The organism is Halalkalicoccus jeotgali B3 (genome assembly GCF_000196895.1).
In the GTDB taxonomy this organism is placed as follows: Archaea; Halobacteriota; Halobacteria; order Halobacteriales; family Halalkalicoccaceae; genus Halalkalicoccus; species Halalkalicoccus jeotgali.
Map to the genome: position 1 here is coordinate 880,144 of NC_014297.1, position 19,787 is coordinate 899,930.

Below are 19,787 nucleotides of genomic sequence, written 5' to 3' on the forward strand. Positions count from 1 at the left end.
CCCCGTCACCGGGAGCGCCGGACCGAGACGCTCACTGAGGCCGGTTGAATGGCGGAGATACTCCTCCTGATCGATCGCGACGAGAACCGCCGCCTGCTCGCCGAGTGGCTCTCGAACCGACACGAGGTCGTGGGGTCGCTCGACGAAGGTAATCCCAAGCGCTCGCCGGACCTCTGTATCCTGGATCGTGCATCACTCGAACGCCACGCGAGTCGGCTTGCGAAGCGAAAACGGGCCGCCGAGCCGGTGTTTCTCCCCTACCTGCTCGTCGTCTCCCAGCAACACCTCACGGAGATCAGCTCCGAGATCTGGTCGCAGATCGACGCCGTCGTCCAGGAGGGTGTCGACGAACTCATCACCGCCCCGGTCAAGAAGACCGAACTCCACGGCCGGATCGAGAACTTGCTTCGGACCCGGGAGCTCTCGGTGGACCTGCGGGACCGAAACGACGAACTCCGGACGCTCAACCATATCAACGCGGTGATACGGACGGTAAACGGCGCGCTCGTGACCGCGGTTACCCGCGAGGAGATCGAACGCGAGGTCTGCGAGCAGCTCGCCGACGCCCCGCCGTATCGCTTCGCCTGGATCGGCGAGCCGGCGGTAACGGGACGGACCGTCGAGCCGCGGACGGCCGCCGGCGTCGAGGAGGGGTACCTCGACGCGAAGATCCCCGTCGAGGCAAACGGCGAGCCGACCGGGGAAGCCCTCTCGATGGGCGAGGCGCGGTTCGTTCGGTCCGACGAGCACGACCGCGAGTGGACCAAGCGAGCCCTCGAAAGGGAGTACCCCTCGATAGCGGCCGTCCCACTTGTCTACGGCGAGACCGTCTACGGCGTTCTCGGGGTCTACTCCGACCGGTCGGAGGCCTTCGGCGGGGACGAACGGGCAGTCCTCGAAGAGCTCGGCCGGACGATCGGGCACGCGATCAACGCCGCCGAGAGCAAGAAGGCCCTCTTTGCCGACACCGTCACCGAACTGCGCTTGATCTTCGAGGACACGCCGGCCCCGCTGGTCGCGCTCTCGCGCTCGGGTTACGAGGTTTCGCTCGAAGGAGCCGTATCGGACGACGATGGCAACCTCCTCGAATTCTACGCGATCGATGGCCCGTCACCGAGCGAGGCCCTCGAGGAACTCACGGAGTCCCCGGCGATCACGAGCGCCCGCCTCATCACCGAGCACGACGGGGAGGCGCTGTTCGAACTCCGGTTCGGCGAGTCGCTGCTTGAAGCCTTCGCCGATCAGGGCGCGACCGTCGAGTCCCTCACCGGCGCCGACGGGCGCTGTTCGGTCGTGGCGACGCTCCCCCAGTCGGTCGCGGTCAAGGCGGTCGTCGAGGGGATCCTCTCGCGGTATCCCGACGGGGAGTTGCGCGCACAGCGCCAGACCGAACGCTCCACGACCGACCGTGGAGCCTTCCGGGCCGCCCTCGAAGCCGACCTCACCGAGCGCCAGCGTGAGGTGTTGCAGGCGGCGTACCTCTCGGGGTTCTTCGGCTGGCCCCGCGAGAGCACCGGCGAGGAGATCGCCCAGTCGCTCGGTATCACACCCTCGACGCTCCACCAGCACCTCCGGGTCGGGGAGCGTAAACTGCTCGATGCCTTCTTCGAGCGCGACGGCCGATCGGATACCTAATTGATGGGGGCCTACTCTCTTTATATACTATGACAATAGTTGCGTATCAATGGGCGCGAAGACAGGCAGTTCGACGACTGGATCGGATGAGGCGTTCGGCGACATGGACATCGCACTTCGGACGCTCGCAAAACCCCAGCGACGGCTCGTTCTCGAACGGATGTGCGAGCACGGCGGTCCGATCACCGCGCCCGACCTCGCGGCAGCGATCGCACTCGAGTCCGCCGGACGGGCCAGCCCAGCGGACTCGACGGAGGCTCTCAGGACGCTCCGACACGTCCACCTCCCGAAGCTGACCGAGGCGGGGCTGATCGAGTACGACCGGGCGAACGAGACCGCCACCGTGACCGAGGTGGGCAGTCGGGTGCTCGCCTCGCTTCCGAACTCCCTTCGATAGCACCGGTCGGCTTTAGGTGGGTGGATCGCCATCCAGTCATATGACAGTCGTCGCGCTACTGAGCGTCGCGCCCGTTACCGAGGGGAGCATGGCCGGCGAAGTGGCAAAAGCCGTCGACGCCCTCGAGGAGTTCGACGTCAGCTACGAGACCAATCCGATGGGAACGGTCATCGAGGCCCGGAGCACGGAGGAACTGTTCGCCGCCGCGCGGGCCGCCCACGAGGCCGTCGACGGCGACCGGGTGAGCACGGTGTTGAAGATCGACGACAAACGCGCGAGCGACGAAGGCGCAGGCGAGAAGGTCACGGCCGTCGAGCGCGAACTCGGACGCGAGCCCCGGAGCGACTGACCGCGCGACCGATATTTCCAAGACGGCCCATCTCTCAATCGGGGTATGGATAGTCTCAATCGCATGGCGCTCGAACTCGTCGACGAGGCGATCGACTTCGCCGACGAGCTCAACATCCGTGTCTCCGAACTCGACGGCGAAACGACGGTTCTTGACTTCGGTGTGGCGGCCGACGGCGGCCTCGAAGCCGGCCTGTTGCTCGTCGAGATCCAGACGGCGGGGCTGGCGACCGTCCAGACCCGCATGGACGCGGTCGCCGGCGTCCCCATGCCCTTCGTCGAGTTCTCGACCGACCAGCCCGCGCTGGCCGTACTCTGCTCACAGAAGGCCGGCTGGGAGCTCGCCGCCGAGGACTTCGAGGGGCTCGGATCGGGGCCGGCCCGCGCGCTGGTCGCCGAGGAGGAGGAGTACGCTCGCGTGGGCTACGAGGACGTCTTCGAGTTCGCGGTACTCGCCGTCGAGAGCGAGGGGCTACCTACTGAGGCGGCCGCACAGCAGGTCGCCGATCTGACCGATGTGGAGCCGAGTGCGGTCTTCCTCCCCGCGTTCTCGACGGCGAGTCTCGCCGGCAGCGTCAATATGGCCGCCCGCGCCGCCGAACTCGCGGTCTTTCGCCTTTCGGAACTCGGCTACGACCCGCTGGACATCGTCACCGCGAGTGCGAGCGCGCCCGTCGCGCCCGTCGCGGACAGCGAGGAGGCCGCCATCGGCCGGACCAACGATGCGCTGGCCTACGGCGGACGGGCCCACGTCGTCGTCCGCGAGGAGTTCGACCGGTTCGACGAGGTGGCCTCGACGGCAAGCGAGGAGTACGGCCGCCCGTTCGCCGAGATCTTCGAGGACGTCGACTGGGAACTGTACGACGTCCCCGAATCGATCTTCGCGCCCGCGGAGGTGACTATCGACGTCCTCGGCGGAGAGACCTACCACTACGGACAGCGAAACGAGACGTTACTCGAATCCAGCTTCGGTCTATGAGGGTCAAGCCGGTCCCCGAAGCGCCCGACTCGGTCGAGGCGGTCGCGGCGATTCGGGCGGCGGTGCCACTGGTCCCCGAGCCCGAGGCGAGTTGCTGTGACCGGCTGGTTGCCCGGACCGACGTCGATCCCGATACGGCGAGCGACTGGCTGACGTTCCTCCGGGGGCTGGGGCTGGTCCGAGAAGGGTCCTCTGGCTTCCATCGCACGCGCGAGGAGCCCGAACTGGGCGAGGCGCTGCTCGCGGGCGTCTACGGCGCTCGCGAAGTCGAGGGGATCCTCTCGGAGCACCCGCGTACCGCCGACGAGGTCTTCGAGCGCTTCGAGGCGGTGCCCCGGTGGGAGCGCCACCGCACCCCCGACTGGGAGACGCTCTGGAGCCAGCGCATCGGGCGCCTCCTGGAGTGGTTCGTCCTGTTGGGCCTCGCCGAACGCCGGACGGAGGGCTACGTCAGTCTCGATCGCTCGGGTTCACGTCCGTGACGGTGCCGACGCCCTTGCTCCGCCCCTCGCGAAAGACGAACCGTTGGCCCTCCTCGACGAGGTAGGGCCGGAACTTGAACCGAACGCGGGTCCGGCCCGTATCGCCCGGGAGGAGCCGTTCGTCCGTCGGTGTGAACACGCCCGCCTCGCTGATCGTCTCGAGGTGAACGACCGGTTCGTAGCCCGTGCCGATCCGCGTGGGGTGATTGAGCACCATCACCTCGGCGTCGAACTCCCGGACGGGTTCGGGCTCGGCCTCGCGGGGAAGCAACACCATCCCGCGCTCGATATCGGCCTCCCGGACGCCCTTGAGCGCGATGCCGACGATTCGGCCCGCTTGGGCCGTATCCACCCGGTGATAGTGCATCTCGATCGAACGGACCTCGACCTCGGCGAAGGTGCCGTCCGCGAGCGGGCCCAACAGGAGTTCGTCGCCGGCCTCGACGACGCCCGATTTCACGGTGCCCGAGGCGACCGCCCCGACGCCGGTGATCGAGTAGGTGCGGTCGACGTACATCCGGAACTCGCCCGCGTCGTTCGTGCGTTTGGGGAGGCCCTTGAACAGCGCGTCAAGCGTCTCCAGTCCCCGCCCGGTGACGGCACTCGTCCGCAGGATCGGGACGACCGTCTCGTCGATCTCCTCGATCGCGGCGGCCACGCCGTGGCGCGCGACCGGAAGCGGCGTGCGCCCCACATCACGAAGGAGGCGCTCGACCTCGCGGGTGACCTCCCCGAGCCGTTCGTCGTCGACCAGATCGACCTTGGTGATCGCGACGACGGTAGGCAGGTCTGTCGCGAGCAACACCCCGAGGTGTTCGCGGGTCGTCTTGGTGGGGCCGTCGTCGGCGGCCACCGTCAACAGCCCGTAGTCGAGTTTCTGACCGACGAGCCCGCGGATCGTGGTCCGGAGCCACGGCTCGTGGCCGACGGTGTCGACGAACGAGACCAGCCGGTCTGCCTCCCGGACGACCCCCGCCCGGTCGTCCTTGCGGTGGGGGTTGTCCATGCGGACGGGCTCATCGTCACGAAAGCCATAAACCGCATACGAGAGGTCAGCCGAGAGGCCGCGTTCGACCTCGTGGGGCTGGACGTCGAGAAAGCCCCGCGTCCCGCCCTCGCCGTCGTCGCGCTGGCCGGTGACCAGCGAGCCTACGAGCGTGCTCTTGCCGTGGTCAACGTGACCCGCGGTGCCGATCACGACGTGTTCGTCGTCGGTTTCGAGCATCGCGCCGTTCCGGAGGGTGGCGACCCCCACGAGGCCGTCCCGACCATCGGGGCCGTCGGCGCTCCAGGTTTGGACGTTGTGGATGTGGGCACTCGCTTCCTCGGCGAGCAAGGACAGAACGTCCATCGACTCGGAGAAGGCCTCGTGACTGATGCCGGCGATCCCGCCCGAATCGGTGACGCCGACGACGTAGGTCGCCTCGCCGTCGCCCGAGAGCACGCGGTGGCGCAACTGGGCGGCCAGACTCTCCATTCGCCCGCCCTCTAGGTGTTCCGTTCTGGTGAGCCGCTCCTTGAACTCGACACTGCCGCCCTCGTGCTCGCCGTGTTCGATCGCCTCGCGCAACACGGCCCGGTCGGCGCTCATACCCGAGGAGTAGCGGGACGCGAACAAAAACCACTCGTTTCGTGATACCATCTCTCACACTATCGCTCCACTGAGTACCGCACTCATTCGGTCAGCCGGTCGTAGGCGGTCGTGACCTCCTTGAAGGCTTCCTCGTCGCCACCCCGGTCGGGATGGGTGGTTTTGACCTTCTCGCGGTAGGCTCGTTTGATCTCCCCGATACCGGCCCCGGGGTCGAGGCCGAGTGTCCGGTAGGCCTCTCGCTGGGTCGGTCCCGAGGCGGGCCGGCGCGGCGGGGGCGTGTGACTCCGCCGTCGGGATCGGGTACCCGGCCGCGATCGGGCACGACCCGGTCGGCGGGCACGGTCCCGGATCCGGGTGGCGAGCCGGCCGGTCCCCTGATACCACAGCAGGTAGCCGGTGACGGCAAACGGGAGCGCGATCGCGAGGGGCACCGGGGTCCCGTAGACCGTCGCCGCCACGAGCATGGCGGCGCTGATCCCGGCGAACACCGACGCGAGCCCTATCAGCAGCCGAGATCCGGTCACGGCCGCCCTAGGGAGTCGGAGACCGTAAACGTCCCGCCGGGAGAGTAAAGCGGATCGCGCGAGAACGACAGCCATGAGCCGGTCCGGCCTCTGTCAGCACTGCGAGAGCGCACCCGCGAACCACACCTGCCCGAACTGCGGGAGTCTGGTCTGTGAGCGACACTTCGACCGCCAGCGAGGGGAGTGTGCGAGTTGCTCGGTCGGGATGGGGTAGCCCCCGCGAGCGGCCGGTCAGCTCCGGGCGATGATCCCGCGGACGTCGTCGAGAAGGAAGGCCAGTCCACCGCCCTCGATGGTCTCGTGGACCTGCGTGTAGACGAGCACGACCCCGACACAGGCGAGGATGCCGCCGAAGGCGAAGGGAATCGGATAGCCGTAGCGGATCAGGAACCCGGAGGCCAGCGGGCCGATCGCGGTTCCGAGCCCGAAGGCCATCGTCAGCACCGACAGTTGGGTCCCCGAGGAGCCCTCGCTGGTCAGATCGCCCGCCAGCGCCAGCGCGGGCGCGAAGACCATCGCCGCCGCCAGCCCCTGGAGGGCCCGTGCGGCGATCATCTGCCAAGGTGCGACGACCAGCCCCTCCGCGACGGTGACCGGCGCGAGGATCACGAGGCCGGCGAGGATGAACGGTCGGCGGCCGTAGCGGTCGCTGGCCCGGCCGATGGGCGTCTGGACGAGCACTTGGACGAGGACGAAGGCGGCGAACTCGATGCCAAAGAGGGTCGCGCCCTGTTCGAGCCGGGCGTTGACGCTCGGCTCGATCGCCGAGAGCAGCGCGATCCCGATCGCCATAAAGAGCGAGGCGACCCCGAGGGTGAAAACGGGGTCGAGCAGCCCCTCGGCGTCGTGGTCCAGGATCGCGATCGAGGTCCCCTCGGGGTCGTGAGTCCGCTCGACGTCGGGGTCGCGGACCAGCACCGTCACGAGCAGGAAACTGATCGCCGCCGAAACCGCCGCGATGTAGAAGGCGGCCTCGAACCCGCTCATCTGCACACCGAGAACCGTGTAGGGGCCGCCGTTAACCACGGTCCCGGCAGCGATCGGGCCGATCCCGAACCCGAGCAGCCGGAAGGTGTTGTACGTCCCCATGCTTCCCCCGCGGGTCGTGTCGGTCGAGAGTTCGTTGACCAGCGCGATCGAGGCCGTGATCGTGAATGCGACCCCGATCCCCTGGGCCGCGCGGATCGCCAGCAGCGCCCAGTAACTCGATCCCAGCGAGTACGCGAAGTTCGCGAGCGTGAGCACTCCGAGACCGAGCAGGACGAACGGCTTGCGGCGACCGACCGTGTCCGTGATCCGGCCCGCAAACGGCTGGAGCGCGCTGTTGAACAGGCCGAACGCAGAGAGGATCACTCCAGTGAGAAGCGCCTCGCCTAGTCCGAATGTCGTCCCCGAGACGACGCCGCTCGCGACGTACAGCGGCAGGACGACGATCAGAAACGAGTTGCCGACGGCGTCGGCCGCCCGCGCCATCGAGAGGGTCAACACCTGTCGATCGACCCCGAACACCATCGCGTCGCTCACGACGGTCTCGCCCTCCGACCTCGTCGGAACGTGGCCCGTCCGGCCCACGCCCGGTGCGTGCTTCGGGAAAACATCAGTCCTCGATAACTCCGCCGCTGGGCGTGATCAACGCTTCGAAGGGAGTAATCGACGGGGGGAATCGGGCGGCGCGAGCCGAGGGGACTATCGGCACCGACGCGTTGTCCCCCGTATGCGCGCGTTTCGCATCGCCTACGACGGAGCCCCCTATTACGGCTTTCAGCGCCAGCCGGACGTCGAAACCGTCGAGGGCGTCCTGTTCGATGCGCTCGATCGGTTGGTGACGTTCGAGGGCGAGAAACCCGCCGGCTACGCCGCGGCCGGCCGAACCGACAGGGGCGTCTCGGCGCTCGCACAGACTGTCGCTTTCGAGGCTCCCGAGTGGCTCACGCCCGCGGCGTTCAACAGCGAACTCCCCGGCACGGTTCGGGCGTGGGCGTCGGCGGACGCCCCCGATGACTTCCACGCCCGATACGACGCCCGATCCCGAACCTACGCCTACTACCTCCACGCCCCCGGGGCCGACGTCGAGGCGATCCGGGGCGTTCTCTCCCGTCTCTCGGGGACTCACGATTTCCACAATCTCACGCCCGAGGACGGCCCGACGACGCGGACGATCACCCGGGCGCGTGCAAATCGAGAGGGGCCGTTCGTCGTCCTCACGCTCCGGGCCGACGGCTTCCTCAAGCGCCTCGTCAGGCGGGTCGTGACGCTGGTCGTCGACGTCCTCCGCAGCGAGCGCGACCCGACGTACGTCGAGCGGGTCCTCTCGAAGGAGCGTCTCTCGGGTCCGGAAGGGATCGCTTCGGCGCCGTCCGAACCGCTCGTCCTCGTTCACACGGCCTACGACCTCGACTTCGAGATCGACGCCCGGGCCGCCGAAAGCGCCCGTGAGGTGTTCGAAGAAAAGCGCGTCGACCGCGAGACGGGCGCGCGGGTCGCCGGACGGATCGCGGGCGAGCTCGACGGGTAGCCACAAGGGCTATGCTGATTCTTCAGTAGCTTCGCATATGACTGACTCGAAAACAGACGCTGCCCTCTTACTGACGGTGGGGACCGTCCTCGGAATATCTGCATTGGTCCTCCTACGATTCGGTTCTTACTCGGCCTCGATTAACGTTGCTGTGATCGTGCTTGTCTGGCTTCCATCCCTTCTGTTGATCTTCGCTTGCTGGTGGTTCACGATTCGTGGTCTCGTCTTAGCCGTGAGGGTCGCAATTCGAGAATCCGATTACTCCCAGTGATCTGGCCAGACCTCCGCAGCGCGCATCCCGATCTCGGCGTCGCTTTCTCGTAACTGCTCGCGGAGTTCGCTCTCGTCGATCCGCGGTATCTCGCTTCGGGTGAGCTCGCGGACCAACAGCGCCGTGAGGATCGCGTGCTCGCGGAGATTGCGGGGATCGACCTTATCGCGGGTGTCGGCGTGGGTATGTCCCCAGCCCCGACCGCGCTCGGCCCCGCTCGGGGCCTGGCTGTGTAACTGAAGCGCCGGAACGCCCCGCTGGAGGAACGGCCAGTGGTCGCTGTAGGGGTGGGGATCGCGCGAGAACGAAACCGGCTGGCCCCATTCGCTGCAGGTCTCCCGAGTCAGCTCTTCGATTCGCTGCGAGCCGTGGGTGTACGCTTGCAGGTTTCGAAAGCGGCCCGCGCCGTCGACGTTGACGACCGCCCGAACCGAGTCGGGATTCAGTGAGTCGGCAAGCGCCGCCGCACCGATCAGCCCGACTTCCTCACAGCCCACGCCCGCGACCCGGACCCGACAGTCGAGCTCCATCTCCGAGAGGATTCGGGCCGCGCCCGCGACGACGGCGATCCCACAGCCGTTGTCGAGTGCGCCCTCCGCGATGTCGTGGGCGTCGTAGTGACCCAGCAGAACGATCTCCTCGCTCCCCTCGCCCAGCGTCCCGTGGACGTTCTGGCTCGTTCCTCGTTCGGTGCTCGCCTCGACCGAGAGCTTCGCCCGGGCGCCCTGGCTGGCGTAGTCGCTCAGCCATGCACCGGTCTCCTTCGAGACGCCGACACCGGGGGCAGCGGCCTCCGCGTCGAACCGGAGTGCCCCTGTGGGGGGAAGTTGACCGGGGACGTGGTTCGCGAAGACGAACGCCTCCGCGCCAGCGGCGATCGCGTGGCCGAACTTCTCCATCCGGTGGACGAACCGACCCTTCTCGGGGGGCGTGGTCGTGCTCGCGACGGCGATCTTGCCCGCGACGTCGCGTTCCTCGATCTCCTCGGGCGTCCCGTAGCCGACGTCGACGAGCTCGCCCGCGACCTCGCCGGCCGCGGAGTACGGCAGCGCGAGCGTCCCGAAGGAGCGCTCGACGGGGTCAGTGATCGCGAACTCCGCCCGGCCACGGTCCCAGCGGTTCATCTCGAACTCCTCGACCTCGATTCCCGAAACGCCCCCGTCCTCGAAGCTCTCCGCGACGAACCTGGCGGCGCGGCGCTCGCCGGGATGGCCGCCCATGCGCTCGTCGAGTTCGGTCAGGCGGGTCAGCAGTTCCCAGGCGTCGTCGTCGTGCCACGCGGACCCCACTACGGTGTCGATTTCAGTCATATCGGGGGCTCGCACGCCCGCTACATGGTCGTTGTGTTGCACCCGTTGGTGAACCGCTACTGTTTAGTCCGTACTGACACGTACCGTGTGTAATGAGTTCGATCCCCGAACGCGAGGAGATCGCCACGGAGTACACCTGGGACCTCGAGAGCATCTACGCGAGCGACGACGACTGGGAGGCCGCCTACGAGTCGCTCTCCGAGCGGATCCCGGAGCTCGAAGCCTACGAGGGACACACGACCGAGGGCGGCGAGACGCTGTACGAACTGCTCTCGCTCCGCGAAGACGTCATGCGCGACCTCTCGCAGGTCGCCGCTTACGCCCGGATGCGTCGCGACGAGGACACCCGCGATCAGGAGTACCAGGCGCTGACCGCCCGCGCCCAGTCGCTGGCCTCCGAAGCGTCGAGCGCGGTGAGCTTTCTGGAGCCCGAACTCCAGGACCTCTCGGAGGACGAGCTCGACGAGCTGATTGACGAGGAACCCGCACTCGCGGAGTACGACCACTACTTCGACGACGTGCTGCGGATGAAACCCCACACCCGCTCAGCGGAAGTCGAGGCGCTGCTCGCGGAACTGGGCGAGATCACCGGCGCCTCGGGCGAGATCTACACCATGCTCTCGAACGCGGACATGGAGTTTCCCACGGTCGAGGACCCGGACGGCGAGGCAGTCGAGATCACGCAGGCGAACTTCACGAAACTGCAGAAGAACCCGAACAGGACGTTCCGCCGCGAGGTCTACGAGGCGTTCTACGACACGTGGGAGGAGGTACGAAACGCAGTCGGAACCTCGTATAAGAACAGCGTCAAAGCGGACGTCAAACTCGCGCGGGCACGAAACTACGACACCGCCCGCGAGGCGGCACTGGACGGGCCGAACATCCCCGTCGAGGTTTACGACAACCTCGTCGACACGGTGCGGGAGAACCTCGACGCGCTCCATCGCCACAGCGACCTCAAACGGAAGGCGCTCGACGTCGACGAGCTGCGGATGTGGGACCTCTACATGCCGGTCGCCCAAAGCGAGAGCCCCGACATCGGGTACGACGAGGCCGCAGAACACGTCGTCGAGGCGGTCGCACCGCTCGGCGAGGACTACCAGTCCCGCGTCGCGGAGGGGCTCGACTCGCGGTGGGTCGACGTCTACGAGAACGCCGGCAAACAGGCGGGTGCGTACTCCGGGGGAACGTACGACACTCAGCCCTTTATCCTGATGAACTACCAGGACGACATCCCCTCGATGTACACGCTGGCCCACGAGTTCGGCCACTCCCTCCATTCACAGCTCACCAGCGAGCACCAGCCCTACACCTATTCGGGCTACGAGATCTTCGTCGCCGAGGTCGCCTCCACGGTCAACGAGGCGTTGCTGACCCATCACCTGCTCGAAACCGTCGAGGACGAACGGTTCCGCCTGCACGTACTCAACGAGTATCTCGAACGCTTTCGCTCGACGCTGTATCGCCAGACGATGTTCGCCGAGTTCGAACACCGCGCCCACGAGATCGACGAGGAGGGCGGCGCGCTCACGCCCGACGCGCTCGACGAACTCTACGGCGAGCTCAAAGCCGACTTCTACGACCCCGCGGTCGTCGACGACCGGATCGCCCGCGAGTGGATGCGCATCCCGCATTTCTACCGGGCGTACTACGTCTATCAGTACTCGACGGGAATCAGCGCGGCCGTCTCGCTCTCGAAGCGGATCCTCGAGGAGGGCGAGTCCGCCGCCGCGGACTACCGCGAGTTCCTCCGGTCGGGCTCGACGGAGTACCCACTCGAACTCCTCGATATCGCGGGCGTCGACATGCGTTCGCCCGAGCCCATCGAGGACGCGCTTGCCGTCTACGACGAGTACCTCGGGGAGATGGAATCGCTGTTGTAGGATCGGCCGCCACCCAAAGGCACTTTTGACGCGCTTTCCTAGGAGGAACATCAATGGCCCATAGCCCCTCTGTTCCCGACCGCCCGGATCTGGATCTCGACCCCGAGATGCCCGAAGGCGAGCAGCTCGACGCGCTTCGCGATCACTACGTCGATCTGGTCCGCATCAACGACCAGCTCGAAGCGCGCATCGACGAAGCACACGACCGTCGAGAGACGCTTCACGAGCGCGTCGATTCCCTCGAACGCGAAAACAGCGCGCTCAAGACCGCTTCGCTGTACGTCGCGACCGTCGAGGAGTTCACCGAGGACGGCGCGGTCGTCAAACAACACGGCACGAACCAGGAGGTCCTGACCGAGATCGAGCCCTCCCTCGCCGAGGACCTCGCCGCGGGCGACCGGGTCGCGGTCAACGACTCCTTTGGCGTCGAGACCGCCCTCGACGTCGAGACCGACGCGCGTGCCCAGGCCATGGCCGTCGAGGCGAGCCCCGACGTCTCCTATGCCGACATCGGCGGGATCGACGACCAGATCCGCGAGGTCCGCGAGGCCGTCGAGGACCCGCTGACGAACCCCGAGCAGTTCGAGAAGGTCGGTATCGAGCCGCCGGGCGGCGTATTGCTGCACGGGCCACCAGGGACGGGCAAGACGATGCTGGCGAAGGCGGTCGCGAACGAGACCGACGCCACGTTCATCAAGATGGCCGGTTCGGAGTTGGTCCAGAAGTTCATCGGCGAGGGCTCGCGGCTGGTTCGGGACCTCTTCGAACTCGCGCGGGAACACGAGCCGGCGATCGTCTTCATCGACGAGATCGACGCCATCGCGGCCACCCGCACCGAGTCCAAAACCTCGGGCGACGCGGAGGTCCAGCGTACGATGATGCAACTCCTCTCGGAGATGGACGGCTTCGACGAGCGCGGCGAGATCCGCATCATCGCTGCGACGAACCGCTTCGACATGCTCGATCGCGCCATCCTCCGGCCCGGCCGGTTCGACCGCCTCATCGAGGTGCCCGAGCCCGACATCGAGGGCAGAACGCGGATCCTCGAGATCCACACCGAGGAGATGAACGTCGCCGAGGACGTCGCCTTCGAGCAACTGGCCGAGGACACAGAAGGGTTCAGCGGTGCGGAACTCGCGAGCCTCTGTACGGAGGCGGGGATGTTCGCGGTCCGAGACGACCGTACCGAGGTCCGCACCGAGGACTTCAAGGAGGCCCTCGAAAAGGTCGCTACCGACGCCGAGAACGACACCCGCTACTACGTCTACTAGGATCGAACCCCCTTTGTCCGCGCCCGGTCGAGATCGGATATGGAGATCCGTATCGTTCGTGGAAGCGCGATCGCTCCCACGGAGATGGCCTCGTACGACGCCGCCCTCGCCGAGGCGAACGTTCACAACTACAACCTCACGCACGTCTCCTCGGTCATCCCCGCCGACGCCAGCGTCGAGTTCGTCGGGCGCGCACCCGATCTGGGCCCCGTCGGAGACGAACTGACGGTCGTCGAGGCCCGCGCGACGAGCGCCACCCGGCCGGTCAGCGCCGCCCTCGCGTGGACGAGAAGCGACGGGGGACCCGGTCTCTTTTATGAGGCCGCCGGCGAGGAGACCCCCGAGCGGGTACGCTCCCGGGTCAAGCGTGGCATCGCCGCGGGAATGGACCTCCGGGAGTGGTCCTTCGGCGACGTCGAGACCGCCGTTTCCTGTGCCGACCCCGACGACGGGTTCGCGACTGCGGTCGTCCTTGCGGTTTACGGGTCCGGACGGGCAATCAGATAGGTGCCGCATAACTATCAGTTGTATTTCCATTTGTACTGGTGTGAAACGCAGACAGGTCCTCGCAAGCGCGGCAGCCGCGGGTGCGCTGGCCGGCAGCGGATGTCTCGGGAGCGCACGCGAGGAGTACCCGTGGCCCGTCGTCGACGAGGAGGCCCTCTCGGGGTGGGAGCGATTGGACGAACTGACCGACGAGTACGCCGTCACCTACTGGGGAATCGAGGCACTCACGGTCCACGAGCGGACATACACCTACGACCACTCCGCGTTCCGTGACTCGCTTCGGAACCTCTCGGGGGACGAGGTCGACCGCAGCCTCGCGCGTTTCGTCGCTTCGCGGATGACCCTCGAAGGAATCGGTCGTCCCTTCGCCACACCCGAGCGACTGGTCGACGACGCCATGCGCGGAATCGAGGCGGGGTTCCGTGAAAGGGGGATGGAGGCCATCGAGCGCGTCGAGCCGAGCGCACCCCTTCCCGAGACAGACGGCGAACTCGTCGAGTACCGCGGGGCGATGCCCATTCCAGCGTTCACCCGGGAGGTCGAGGCTTACGGCGTGTCCACGACGGTCGAGTTCGAGGGCGACGACCTCGATATGGAGGGCGTGTTCGCGGTCTGGAAACCCGAGTCCGATACCACCTACGTCGCCGGCGGGGCGTTTCCCGCCGCGGACGCCCTCGGGACGCTCGTTCCCGAGGCCAGCGGGCTCGACGTTGCGACCCTCCTCGATCTGGAGTTCGACCCCGCACGGTTCCGCGAAACGATCGTCGCGCTGGTCGAGGCGACCGGATGAGGGGCCGACGGACTTTTGAGGGGGGGACTCTTATCGGGGGTCGTTCTTTCCTATGAACGGAAACACGCCGTACGCCGGGCTGCCGGGGACGACGAACGCCGGTCAGCGAATGCCCGATGAGATGCCCGAACTCACGGCGGATCAGCGCCGGACGCTCCGCGCCGATCTCTCGGCGATCACCCGCCGCGTCCGGGAGTACCTGCCCGACGAGTACGTCGTCGGCGCCGAGGTCAGTCAGGGCCAGAGCGGCCCCGAGGCGATGGTCGCCGTCCAGCCGCCCATCGGCCACCCGATCAGCGCCGGCTTCCAGCCCGACCTCGACAGCGAGGAGTACATCACCGAGGACGACCGCGAGGAAGTCGCCCGCGGACTGGCCGCAAGCGCCGCCCTCCAGGTCAAACACGCGATCAACGACGACGTCTCCCCGACCGCGCGCTAGACTCCGTTCGGTATCCAAGTCGGTGATCGGATCTTCTCGCCCATCGTACGGAACGTGGTCGCGGTCCGGTTCGAGCGACGGTTTACTTGCCCCAGAAGGGGTCCCGACGGCGCTGTTTGTCGAGATACATCTGGAGAACCTCGCGTTCGTCCGCGGGGATGTCCTCGGTGAGTTCCTGTTCGAGGATCTTCGCGTGTTTCTCGGGGATCTCGATCCAGAGTTCGTCACCCTCCTCGATCTGTCGGCCCACGGTGGGGCCGTCGATGGCGACGCTGACGCGCTTGCCGCGTCGGGCCTCCTCTACGTCCTCGCCCTGTTCTTGGATCCCCTTGACTCGGCCGACGCGTTTGGGTTCGTTACCCTCGAATTTCGCGACCTGGGCGTTGTTTCGTACGGTTCCCCCGAGCACCTCGACGCCGACGACGGCGGGGTCGTTCTGGCGGAACGTGTGGTCCATCAACAACTGGAACCGGCCCGGTCGGGTGATGTTCTCGAGGATGGTCTCCTGTTGGGCTTTGCGGGAATCCTCGACGAACTCGTCGTAACCCTCGACGAGTTGATAGATAACCTCGTTCCGGAAGATCCGCACCTCGTTCTCGTCGGCGTGGCGTTTCGCGTCGCCAAGTACCTCGACGTTGAACCCCAGAATGGTCCGGTGGATCGGGTCGTCGGCGGTGCTCGCGATCGAGACGTCCCGCGGGGCGATGTCGCCGACCTCCGCGCGCATGACCGGGATCTCGGCTTCGGCCAGTGCGTTGGCCATCGCCTCCAAGCTCCCGAGGGTGTCGGCCTTGACGACGACGCCCTCCTCTTCGGTGCTCACTTCGACCTCCGCGAGTTCGGCTTCGACCTCGCGGATCACGTCGTCGATCTCGCGGTCCCGAACCACGCGAACGGGCGCGCCGGCCATCGCCGCCTCGAGGTCGGGCGCGGCGATCTTCAGTCCCGCCGCCGCGCTCACCTCCTCGACCCGATCGAACCGGCTCTCGGCTCGGATCTCCGCGAGCGGGCGGGGCTGAAGGAGCGCGCGGACGTCAGTGACGATCGGCTCGTTGGTCCCGCCGACGACGATCGTCTCGTCCTCCCGGATGGTGCCGTCATACAACACCACGTCCACGGTCGCGCCAAAGCCCTTCTCGTCTTTGACCTCCAGGACCGTGCCCGCGCCCGGTCCCTCGACGTCAATAGCCATCGCCTCCTTCATGTAGCGCTGTGAGAGGCCCATGAGAACGGTCAGGAGGTCGGGGATTCCCTCGCCGGTCATCGCGCTGACGGGGACGACCCCGACGTTCTTCTGGAAGTCCTGAACCCGCCAGTAGAGATCGGCCGAGAAGCCGTGATCCGAGAGCTCGCCGATGAGCTCGTAGAGCCGTTCGTCGAGTCGCGAGCGCGCCCGATCGCTCTGGGCGTCGTAGGTCCCCTGAACGGGGCTGTCCTCGCGGGGGTTCCAGCCGGGAACGGTGTCGATCTTGTTCGCGGCGACGACAAAGGGCGTCGAGGAGTCCTGCAGGATCTTGATCGCTTCGATCGTCTGGGGCTGGAAGCCGTCGGTGACGTCGATGACGAGGACCGCGATGTCCGCGAGTGCGCCTCCCCGGGAGCGAAGCGTGGTAAAGGAGTGGTGGCCCGGCGTGTCGATGAACAGCAGGCCCGGCAGGTCGAAGTCGGTCGGATCGACGAGGCTGCCCGCCACCCGCGAGACGGTATCGAGGGGCACGGCCGTCGCCCCGATGTGTTGGGTGATCGCGCCGGCCTCGCCCTCGATCACCGCCGAGCCGCGGATCTTATCGAGCAAACTAGTCTTTCCGTGATCGACGTGTCCGAGAACGGCGACGATCGGCGTCCTGAGCCCCGATGAAGAGGCCTGTGTTGTATCTGTGTCCGACATCCTACCACCCGAGAAACTCTATCCTAGCCGAACGGGGCGCGGTAGTTAAGTCCATCGTAGCGCGCAAACCGGTGAAATCGGCCCCGTGGCGTTTATTAGCGTCCGCTCTCTTCTGTGGGGTATGTCGGAGATACTGGCGGAGAACCTCTCGGGGAAGGCGGTTATGGGCGCCGACGGCGCCGAACTCGGGATGCTGTACAACATCACGATGGACATCAAAACCGGCGAACTCCACGATCTGGTCGTCACGCCGAACGACGATATCACCGCGGCCGATTTCGGTCTCGAACTCGACGACGAGAACCGACTCCGGATGCCCGTCTCCCGGGTGCAGGCGGTCAAAGACTACATCGTCGTCCAGCGTTAAATGTACGTCCTCGACTCTTCTGCGTTCATCCACGAGTACCACACCACCGAACAGACCGCGAGCATCCCGCTCGTGCGCGAGGAACTCGAAGACGAGAGCGCCTACAGATACGACGCGATGGAGGGCTCGGGGATGCACATCCACATCCCCACTGACGAAACCATCGACACTGTCCGCCGGGCGGCCGCCGAACTCGGCGATCTGGAGGAACTCTCGGATACCGACATCCGGCTGGTCGCGACGACGTTCGAACTCGACGGCACCCTCGTGACCGACGACTACGCCATGCAGAACGTCGCCGAAAAGCTCAACGTCACCGTCGAGGTGATCGCTCGCGAGGGGATCACAGAACAGCGTCAGTGGTCGTTCCAGTGCCAGGGCTGTGGCCGGGAGTTCGACCGACAGCTCGATCGGTGTGAGGTCTGTGGGAGCCCGCTCGCGCGCAAGAACCCGACCTAGCGCGCAGCCGTCTCGCGACGTTCGAGCCCGAGCGCGACGAGTTGGTGGAGGACTTCCGTCTCCGTGAGACCGTACTCCGTGGCGATGGCGTCGACTTTTGCCGCGAGTTGGTCGTCACAGACGAGGCTGTACCGCTGAGTCATACTCCCTTTTACGATGTCGACCGATATAAAACTATGTCAGACTTCTATAATTTATCTGCGCGGATTACATATCGCCGTTCCGACCCGTCAGTCGATCAGCAGACGGGTCTTCTCCTCGACGGCGCGGGCCTCCTCGAACTCCCCGCCACCGAGCAGTCCGCGTGCGGCCCGCTTGCCCCACTCGACGGCCGGCTGTTCGAACGTGGGAATCGAGAACAGCTCGCCGGCGAGGATGCAGGCCGCCTCCATCCCGTAGAGCAGTTCCCCGAGTCCGTGGGCGTCGACGCGCTCCAGTTCGACCCGGATCGAAGGCCGACCCGCCGCGGCCAGACTCGCCTCCGTGGCCTCGAACTCCGCGTCCAGCAGCCCGCCGAGCGAGGCGCCCCCGAGATACGAGAGGCCCTCGAGGTCCGTCTCGGGGATCGGCAGATCCGGACGGTCCCGAGGTCGGACGAGCGTCACCATCGCGTTTCGCGGGCCGGCCCGGTAGAGCTGGAGCTGGGAGTGCTGGTCGGTCGCGCCGAGCGCGCGTGCCGGGAGCTGACCGACCCCCTCCTTGCCGAGGCTCTCGGCCCACAGCTGGGCGAACCACTCCGCGAAGGTCTCGAGCGATTCGGCGTAGGGCATCATCGCGTTGACCCGCCAGCCCCGCTGTGCGAGCGCGTAGCTCGTCGCCCCGTAGGCGTAGGCCGGAGTCTCGAAGAGCGAGCCCGAAAGCGATTCGGCCTCCGAGCGCGCGCCCGCGAGCAGCGCTTCCACGTCGCCCCCGCCAAGCGCCGCGGCCGGCAGCGCGACCGTCGAGAGCGCCGAGAACCGGCCCGGAACACCCGTCGGCACGTCGAGGGCGGGCAGGTCGTGGCGCTCGGCGAGGTTCCTGAGGTTGCCCGCCTGACCCGTCGTGACGAGGGTGCGCTCGGTCCAGTCGACTCCGGCAGCATCCATCGCCTCGCGGGCGACGAGGAAGTTCGCAAGTGTCTCGGCGGTCGTACCCGACCGCGAGACGACGTGTATCGCCGTCCGCGAGAGATCGAGCGAGTCGAGCAGTTCGCGGGTGTGAGCGGGGTCGACGTTGTCGAGGGTGTGGACCTCGATGTCCAGGTCGAGGGTATCGGCGACCGTCGCCGCGCCGAGTGCGCTGCCGCCGATCCCGACGACCAACAGGGTCTCACAGTCGATCGGATCGACCGCCGCCTGGATCGCGTCGGGGTCGGCGGTTTCAGGGAGCGCGAGCGCCGCGTAGCCGTGATCGCGTCCATCGAGTCCCGCCTCGATGCGCGCGTGGGCGTCGGCGACCCGCCCATCGAGTCGTTCCAGCGTCGCGCGCGAGACGCCGGGCGTGGCGACCGAGTCGAGCGCGTTGCCGATGTCGATTTCCATATCGGGTGCGCGCGGGCCCAGCGCAAAAGGGTTGTGACCGTTCCACGGTCGACCGGGGTGTTTATTCGATTCGCCTTCCAACCTCGGACGATGGGAGACGACCGGACGTACAAGGGCCTGCTCGGGAGCTTTCGGTACTCCTACGGCCAGAGCGACTCCCCGGTGTATCGGGGCTACGTCGCCCTCGCCGCCGTGCTCTCGGGGCTGGTCGCGTTGCTGTTCGCGCTCGCGCTGATCGTCGTCATCGCCACCACCCTTGGGGCCACCGAGTCGATCACGCTCGTACGCTCGTTTTTCGTCCTCGTGGCCCTGCTCGTGGTCGCGCCGATCCTCGCGCCGGTCCTGCTGGTCGCCCGACGCCACCGAAAGCGCCTCGGGTCGGGGAGCGCCTACGACACTGCCCTCGCGCTCGGGGGGTTCCTCTTCGTGGGCGCGCTCTATCTCGGGCTCGTGATCTCGGTTCCCCCGGGCCTCCAAGAATCGACGGGGAGTTTCGGAATCGTGATCGACCCGCTGTACGCGCTTCCCTCGCCGCTTGGGATCGTCCCGCCGCTTCTGGCGGCCGCCCTCATTGCCGCCCTCCACCGACGGCTCCGGTAGGCGAAATC

The 19,787-nt window shown here is 66.9% G+C and carries 23 protein-coding genes; 16 read left to right on the plus strand and 7 right to left on the minus strand.

What is annotated here, in order from left to right; translation table 11 throughout:
• Positions 1 to 48 precede the first annotated feature (48 nt).
• From HACJB3_RS04330 to HACJB3_RS04350, 5 genes are read left to right on the plus strand one after another with little or no spacing between them, the layout of a single operon-like run.
• Positions 49 to 1,635 carry a bacterio-opsin activator domain-containing protein gene (locus HACJB3_RS04330; RefSeq protein WP_008414328.1) on the plus strand — a complete coding sequence of 529 codons (1,587 nt, stop codon included), beginning with the start codon at positions 49 to 51 and terminating at the stop codon, positions 1,633 to 1,635.
• A 49-nt stretch (positions 1,636 to 1,684) separates the two neighbouring features.
• A complete protein-coding gene (locus HACJB3_RS04335; protein WP_008414329.1) occupies positions 1,685 to 2,032 on the plus strand; it encodes a DUF7344 domain-containing protein in 348 nt (115 codons plus the stop codon).
• 40 nt (positions 2,033 to 2,072) lie between these two features.
• Positions 2,073 to 2,381, plus strand: a complete 309-nt coding sequence (locus HACJB3_RS04340) for an MTH1187 family thiamine-binding protein (protein ID WP_008414330.1) — start codon at positions 2,073 to 2,075, stop codon at positions 2,379 to 2,381.
• Positions 2,382 to 2,426: 45 nt separating this feature from the next.
• Complete coding sequence (gene mch / locus HACJB3_RS04345) at positions 2,427 to 3,359, plus strand: methenyltetrahydromethanopterin cyclohydrolase (protein WP_008414331.1); 933 nt, start codon at positions 2,427 to 2,429, stop codon at positions 3,357 to 3,359.
• Positions 3,356 to 3,841 carry a hypothetical protein gene (locus HACJB3_RS04350; RefSeq protein WP_008414332.1) on the plus strand — a complete coding sequence of 162 codons (486 nt, stop codon included), beginning with the start codon at positions 3,356 to 3,358 and terminating at the stop codon, positions 3,839 to 3,841. Before mch ends, HACJB3_RS04350 begins: the two co-directional genes overlap by 4 nt.
• Here HACJB3_RS04350 and HACJB3_RS04355 read toward each other — a convergent pair.
• Both HACJB3_RS04355 and HACJB3_RS04360 read right to left on the minus strand, forming a co-directional pair.
• Positions 3,810 to 5,432 (minus strand): GTPBP1 family GTP-binding protein, encoded by a 1,623-nt coding sequence (locus HACJB3_RS04355; protein WP_008414333.1) that lies wholly within the window; start codon positions 5,430 to 5,432, stop codon positions 3,810 to 3,812. The two genes, HACJB3_RS04350 and HACJB3_RS04355, sit on opposite strands and share 32 nt — an antisense overlap.
• A gap of 83 nt (positions 5,433 to 5,515) precedes the next feature.
• Positions 5,516 to 5,959, minus strand: a complete 444-nt coding sequence (locus tag HACJB3_RS04360) for a J domain-containing protein (protein WP_008414334.1) — start codon at positions 5,957 to 5,959, stop codon at positions 5,516 to 5,518.
• A 73-nt stretch (positions 5,960 to 6,032) separates the two neighbouring features.
• Between HACJB3_RS04360 and HACJB3_RS20120 the strand changes: the two genes are divergently transcribed.
• Positions 6,033 to 6,173 (plus strand): hypothetical protein, encoded by a 141-nt coding sequence (locus HACJB3_RS20120; RefSeq protein ID WP_008414336.1) that lies wholly within the window; start codon positions 6,033 to 6,035, stop codon positions 6,171 to 6,173.
• A gap of 17 nt (positions 6,174 to 6,190) precedes the next feature.
• On the opposite strand, the gene HACJB3_RS04365 is transcribed toward HACJB3_RS20120, so the two are convergent.
• On the minus strand, positions 6,191 to 7,471 hold the full coding sequence (locus tag HACJB3_RS04365; RefSeq protein WP_049934527.1) for an MFS transporter: 1,281 nt from the start codon (positions 7,469 to 7,471) through the stop codon (positions 6,191 to 6,193).
• A 202-nt stretch (positions 7,472 to 7,673) separates the two neighbouring features.
• Between HACJB3_RS04365 and truA the strand changes: the two genes are divergently transcribed.
• Together truA and HACJB3_RS19575 are read left to right on the plus strand one after the other, a co-directional pair.
• Positions 7,674 to 8,474: a tRNA pseudouridine(38-40) synthase TruA gene (gene truA, locus HACJB3_RS04370; protein ID WP_008414339.1), complete on the plus strand. Its 801-nt coding sequence runs from the start codon at positions 7,674 to 7,676 to the stop codon at positions 8,472 to 8,474.
• A gap of 37 nt (positions 8,475 to 8,511) precedes the next feature.
• A complete protein-coding gene (locus tag HACJB3_RS19575) occupies positions 8,512 to 8,745 on the plus strand; it encodes a hypothetical protein (RefSeq protein ID WP_049946383.1) in 234 nt (77 codons plus the stop codon).
• On the opposite strand, the gene HACJB3_RS04375 is transcribed toward HACJB3_RS19575, so the two are convergent.
• The gene (locus HACJB3_RS04375; RefSeq protein ID WP_008414341.1) at positions 8,733 to 10,055 is read right to left on the minus strand and encodes a M28 family peptidase; all 1,323 of its coding nucleotides are present in this window, start codon (positions 10,053 to 10,055) and stop codon (positions 8,733 to 8,735) included. The genes HACJB3_RS19575 and HACJB3_RS04375 overlap by 13 nt on opposite strands.
• Positions 10,056 to 10,147: 92 nt before the next feature.
• Here HACJB3_RS04375 and pepF point away from each other — a divergent pair, with 92 nt between their 5' ends.
• The 5 genes from pepF to HACJB3_RS04400 are packed head-to-tail and all read left to right on the plus strand — an operon-like array spanning position 10,148 to position 14,945.
• Entirely contained in the window at positions 10,148 to 11,938 is a 1,791-nt protein-coding gene (gene pepF, locus HACJB3_RS04380) for an oligoendopeptidase F (protein WP_008414343.1), read from the plus strand.
• Positions 11,939 to 11,991: 53 nt separating this feature from the next.
• Positions 11,992 to 13,209: a proteasome-activating nucleotidase Pan2 gene (pan2, locus tag HACJB3_RS04385; RefSeq protein WP_049934289.1), complete on the plus strand. Its 1,218-nt coding sequence runs from the start codon at positions 11,992 to 11,994 to the stop codon at positions 13,207 to 13,209.
• A 39-nt stretch (positions 13,210 to 13,248) separates the two neighbouring features.
• Positions 13,249 to 13,716: a pyruvoyl-dependent arginine decarboxylase gene (locus tag HACJB3_RS04390; protein WP_008414346.1), complete on the plus strand. Its 468-nt coding sequence runs from the start codon at positions 13,249 to 13,251 to the stop codon at positions 13,714 to 13,716.
• A gap of 40 nt (positions 13,717 to 13,756) precedes the next feature.
• Positions 13,757 to 14,506 carry a hypothetical protein gene (locus tag HACJB3_RS04395; protein WP_008414349.1) on the plus strand — a complete coding sequence of 250 codons (750 nt, stop codon included), beginning with the start codon at positions 13,757 to 13,759 and terminating at the stop codon, positions 14,504 to 14,506.
• A 52-nt stretch (positions 14,507 to 14,558) separates the two neighbouring features.
• On the plus strand, positions 14,559 to 14,945 hold the full coding sequence (locus HACJB3_RS04400) for a DUF5811 family protein (RefSeq protein WP_008414350.1): 387 nt from the start codon (positions 14,559 to 14,561) through the stop codon (positions 14,943 to 14,945).
• An 82-nt stretch (positions 14,946 to 15,027) separates the two neighbouring features.
• Here HACJB3_RS04400 and infB read toward each other — a convergent pair whose 3' ends face one another.
• Entirely contained in the window at positions 15,028 to 16,833 is a 1,806-nt protein-coding gene (gene infB / locus HACJB3_RS04405) for a translation initiation factor IF-2 (protein WP_008414352.1), read from the minus strand.
• A 121-nt stretch (positions 16,834 to 16,954) separates the two neighbouring features.
• Between infB and HACJB3_RS04410 the strand changes: the two genes are divergently transcribed.
• Together HACJB3_RS04410 and HACJB3_RS04415 are read left to right on the plus strand one after the other, a co-directional pair.
• Positions 16,955 to 17,200 (plus strand): PRC-barrel domain-containing protein, encoded by a 246-nt coding sequence (locus HACJB3_RS04410; protein ID WP_008414355.1) that lies wholly within the window; start codon positions 16,955 to 16,957, stop codon positions 17,198 to 17,200.
• Positions 17,201 to 17,659, plus strand: a complete 459-nt coding sequence (locus HACJB3_RS04415) for an NOB1 family endonuclease (RefSeq protein WP_008414356.1) — start codon at positions 17,201 to 17,203, stop codon at positions 17,657 to 17,659.
• On the opposite strand, the gene HACJB3_RS04420 is transcribed toward HACJB3_RS04415, so the two are convergent.
• Both HACJB3_RS04420 and HACJB3_RS04425 read right to left on the minus strand, forming a co-directional pair.
• On the minus strand, positions 17,656 to 17,802 hold the full coding sequence (locus HACJB3_RS04420) for a CopG family transcriptional regulator (RefSeq protein ID WP_008414358.1): 147 nt from the start codon (positions 17,800 to 17,802) through the stop codon (positions 17,656 to 17,658). The genes HACJB3_RS04415 and HACJB3_RS04420 overlap by 4 nt on opposite strands.
• A gap of 87 nt (positions 17,803 to 17,889) precedes the next feature.
• Positions 17,890 to 19,179, minus strand: a complete 1,290-nt coding sequence (locus HACJB3_RS04425; RefSeq protein WP_008414360.1) for a hypothetical protein — start codon at positions 19,177 to 19,179, stop codon at positions 17,890 to 17,892.
• Positions 19,180 to 19,269: 90 nt separating this feature from the next.
• Here HACJB3_RS04425 and HACJB3_RS04430 point away from each other — a divergent pair, with 90 nt between their 5' ends.
• Positions 19,270 to 19,779: a hypothetical protein gene (locus HACJB3_RS04430; RefSeq protein ID WP_008414362.1), complete on the plus strand. Its 510-nt coding sequence runs from the start codon at positions 19,270 to 19,272 to the stop codon at positions 19,777 to 19,779.
• Positions 19,780 to 19,787: the final 8 nt, after the last annotated feature.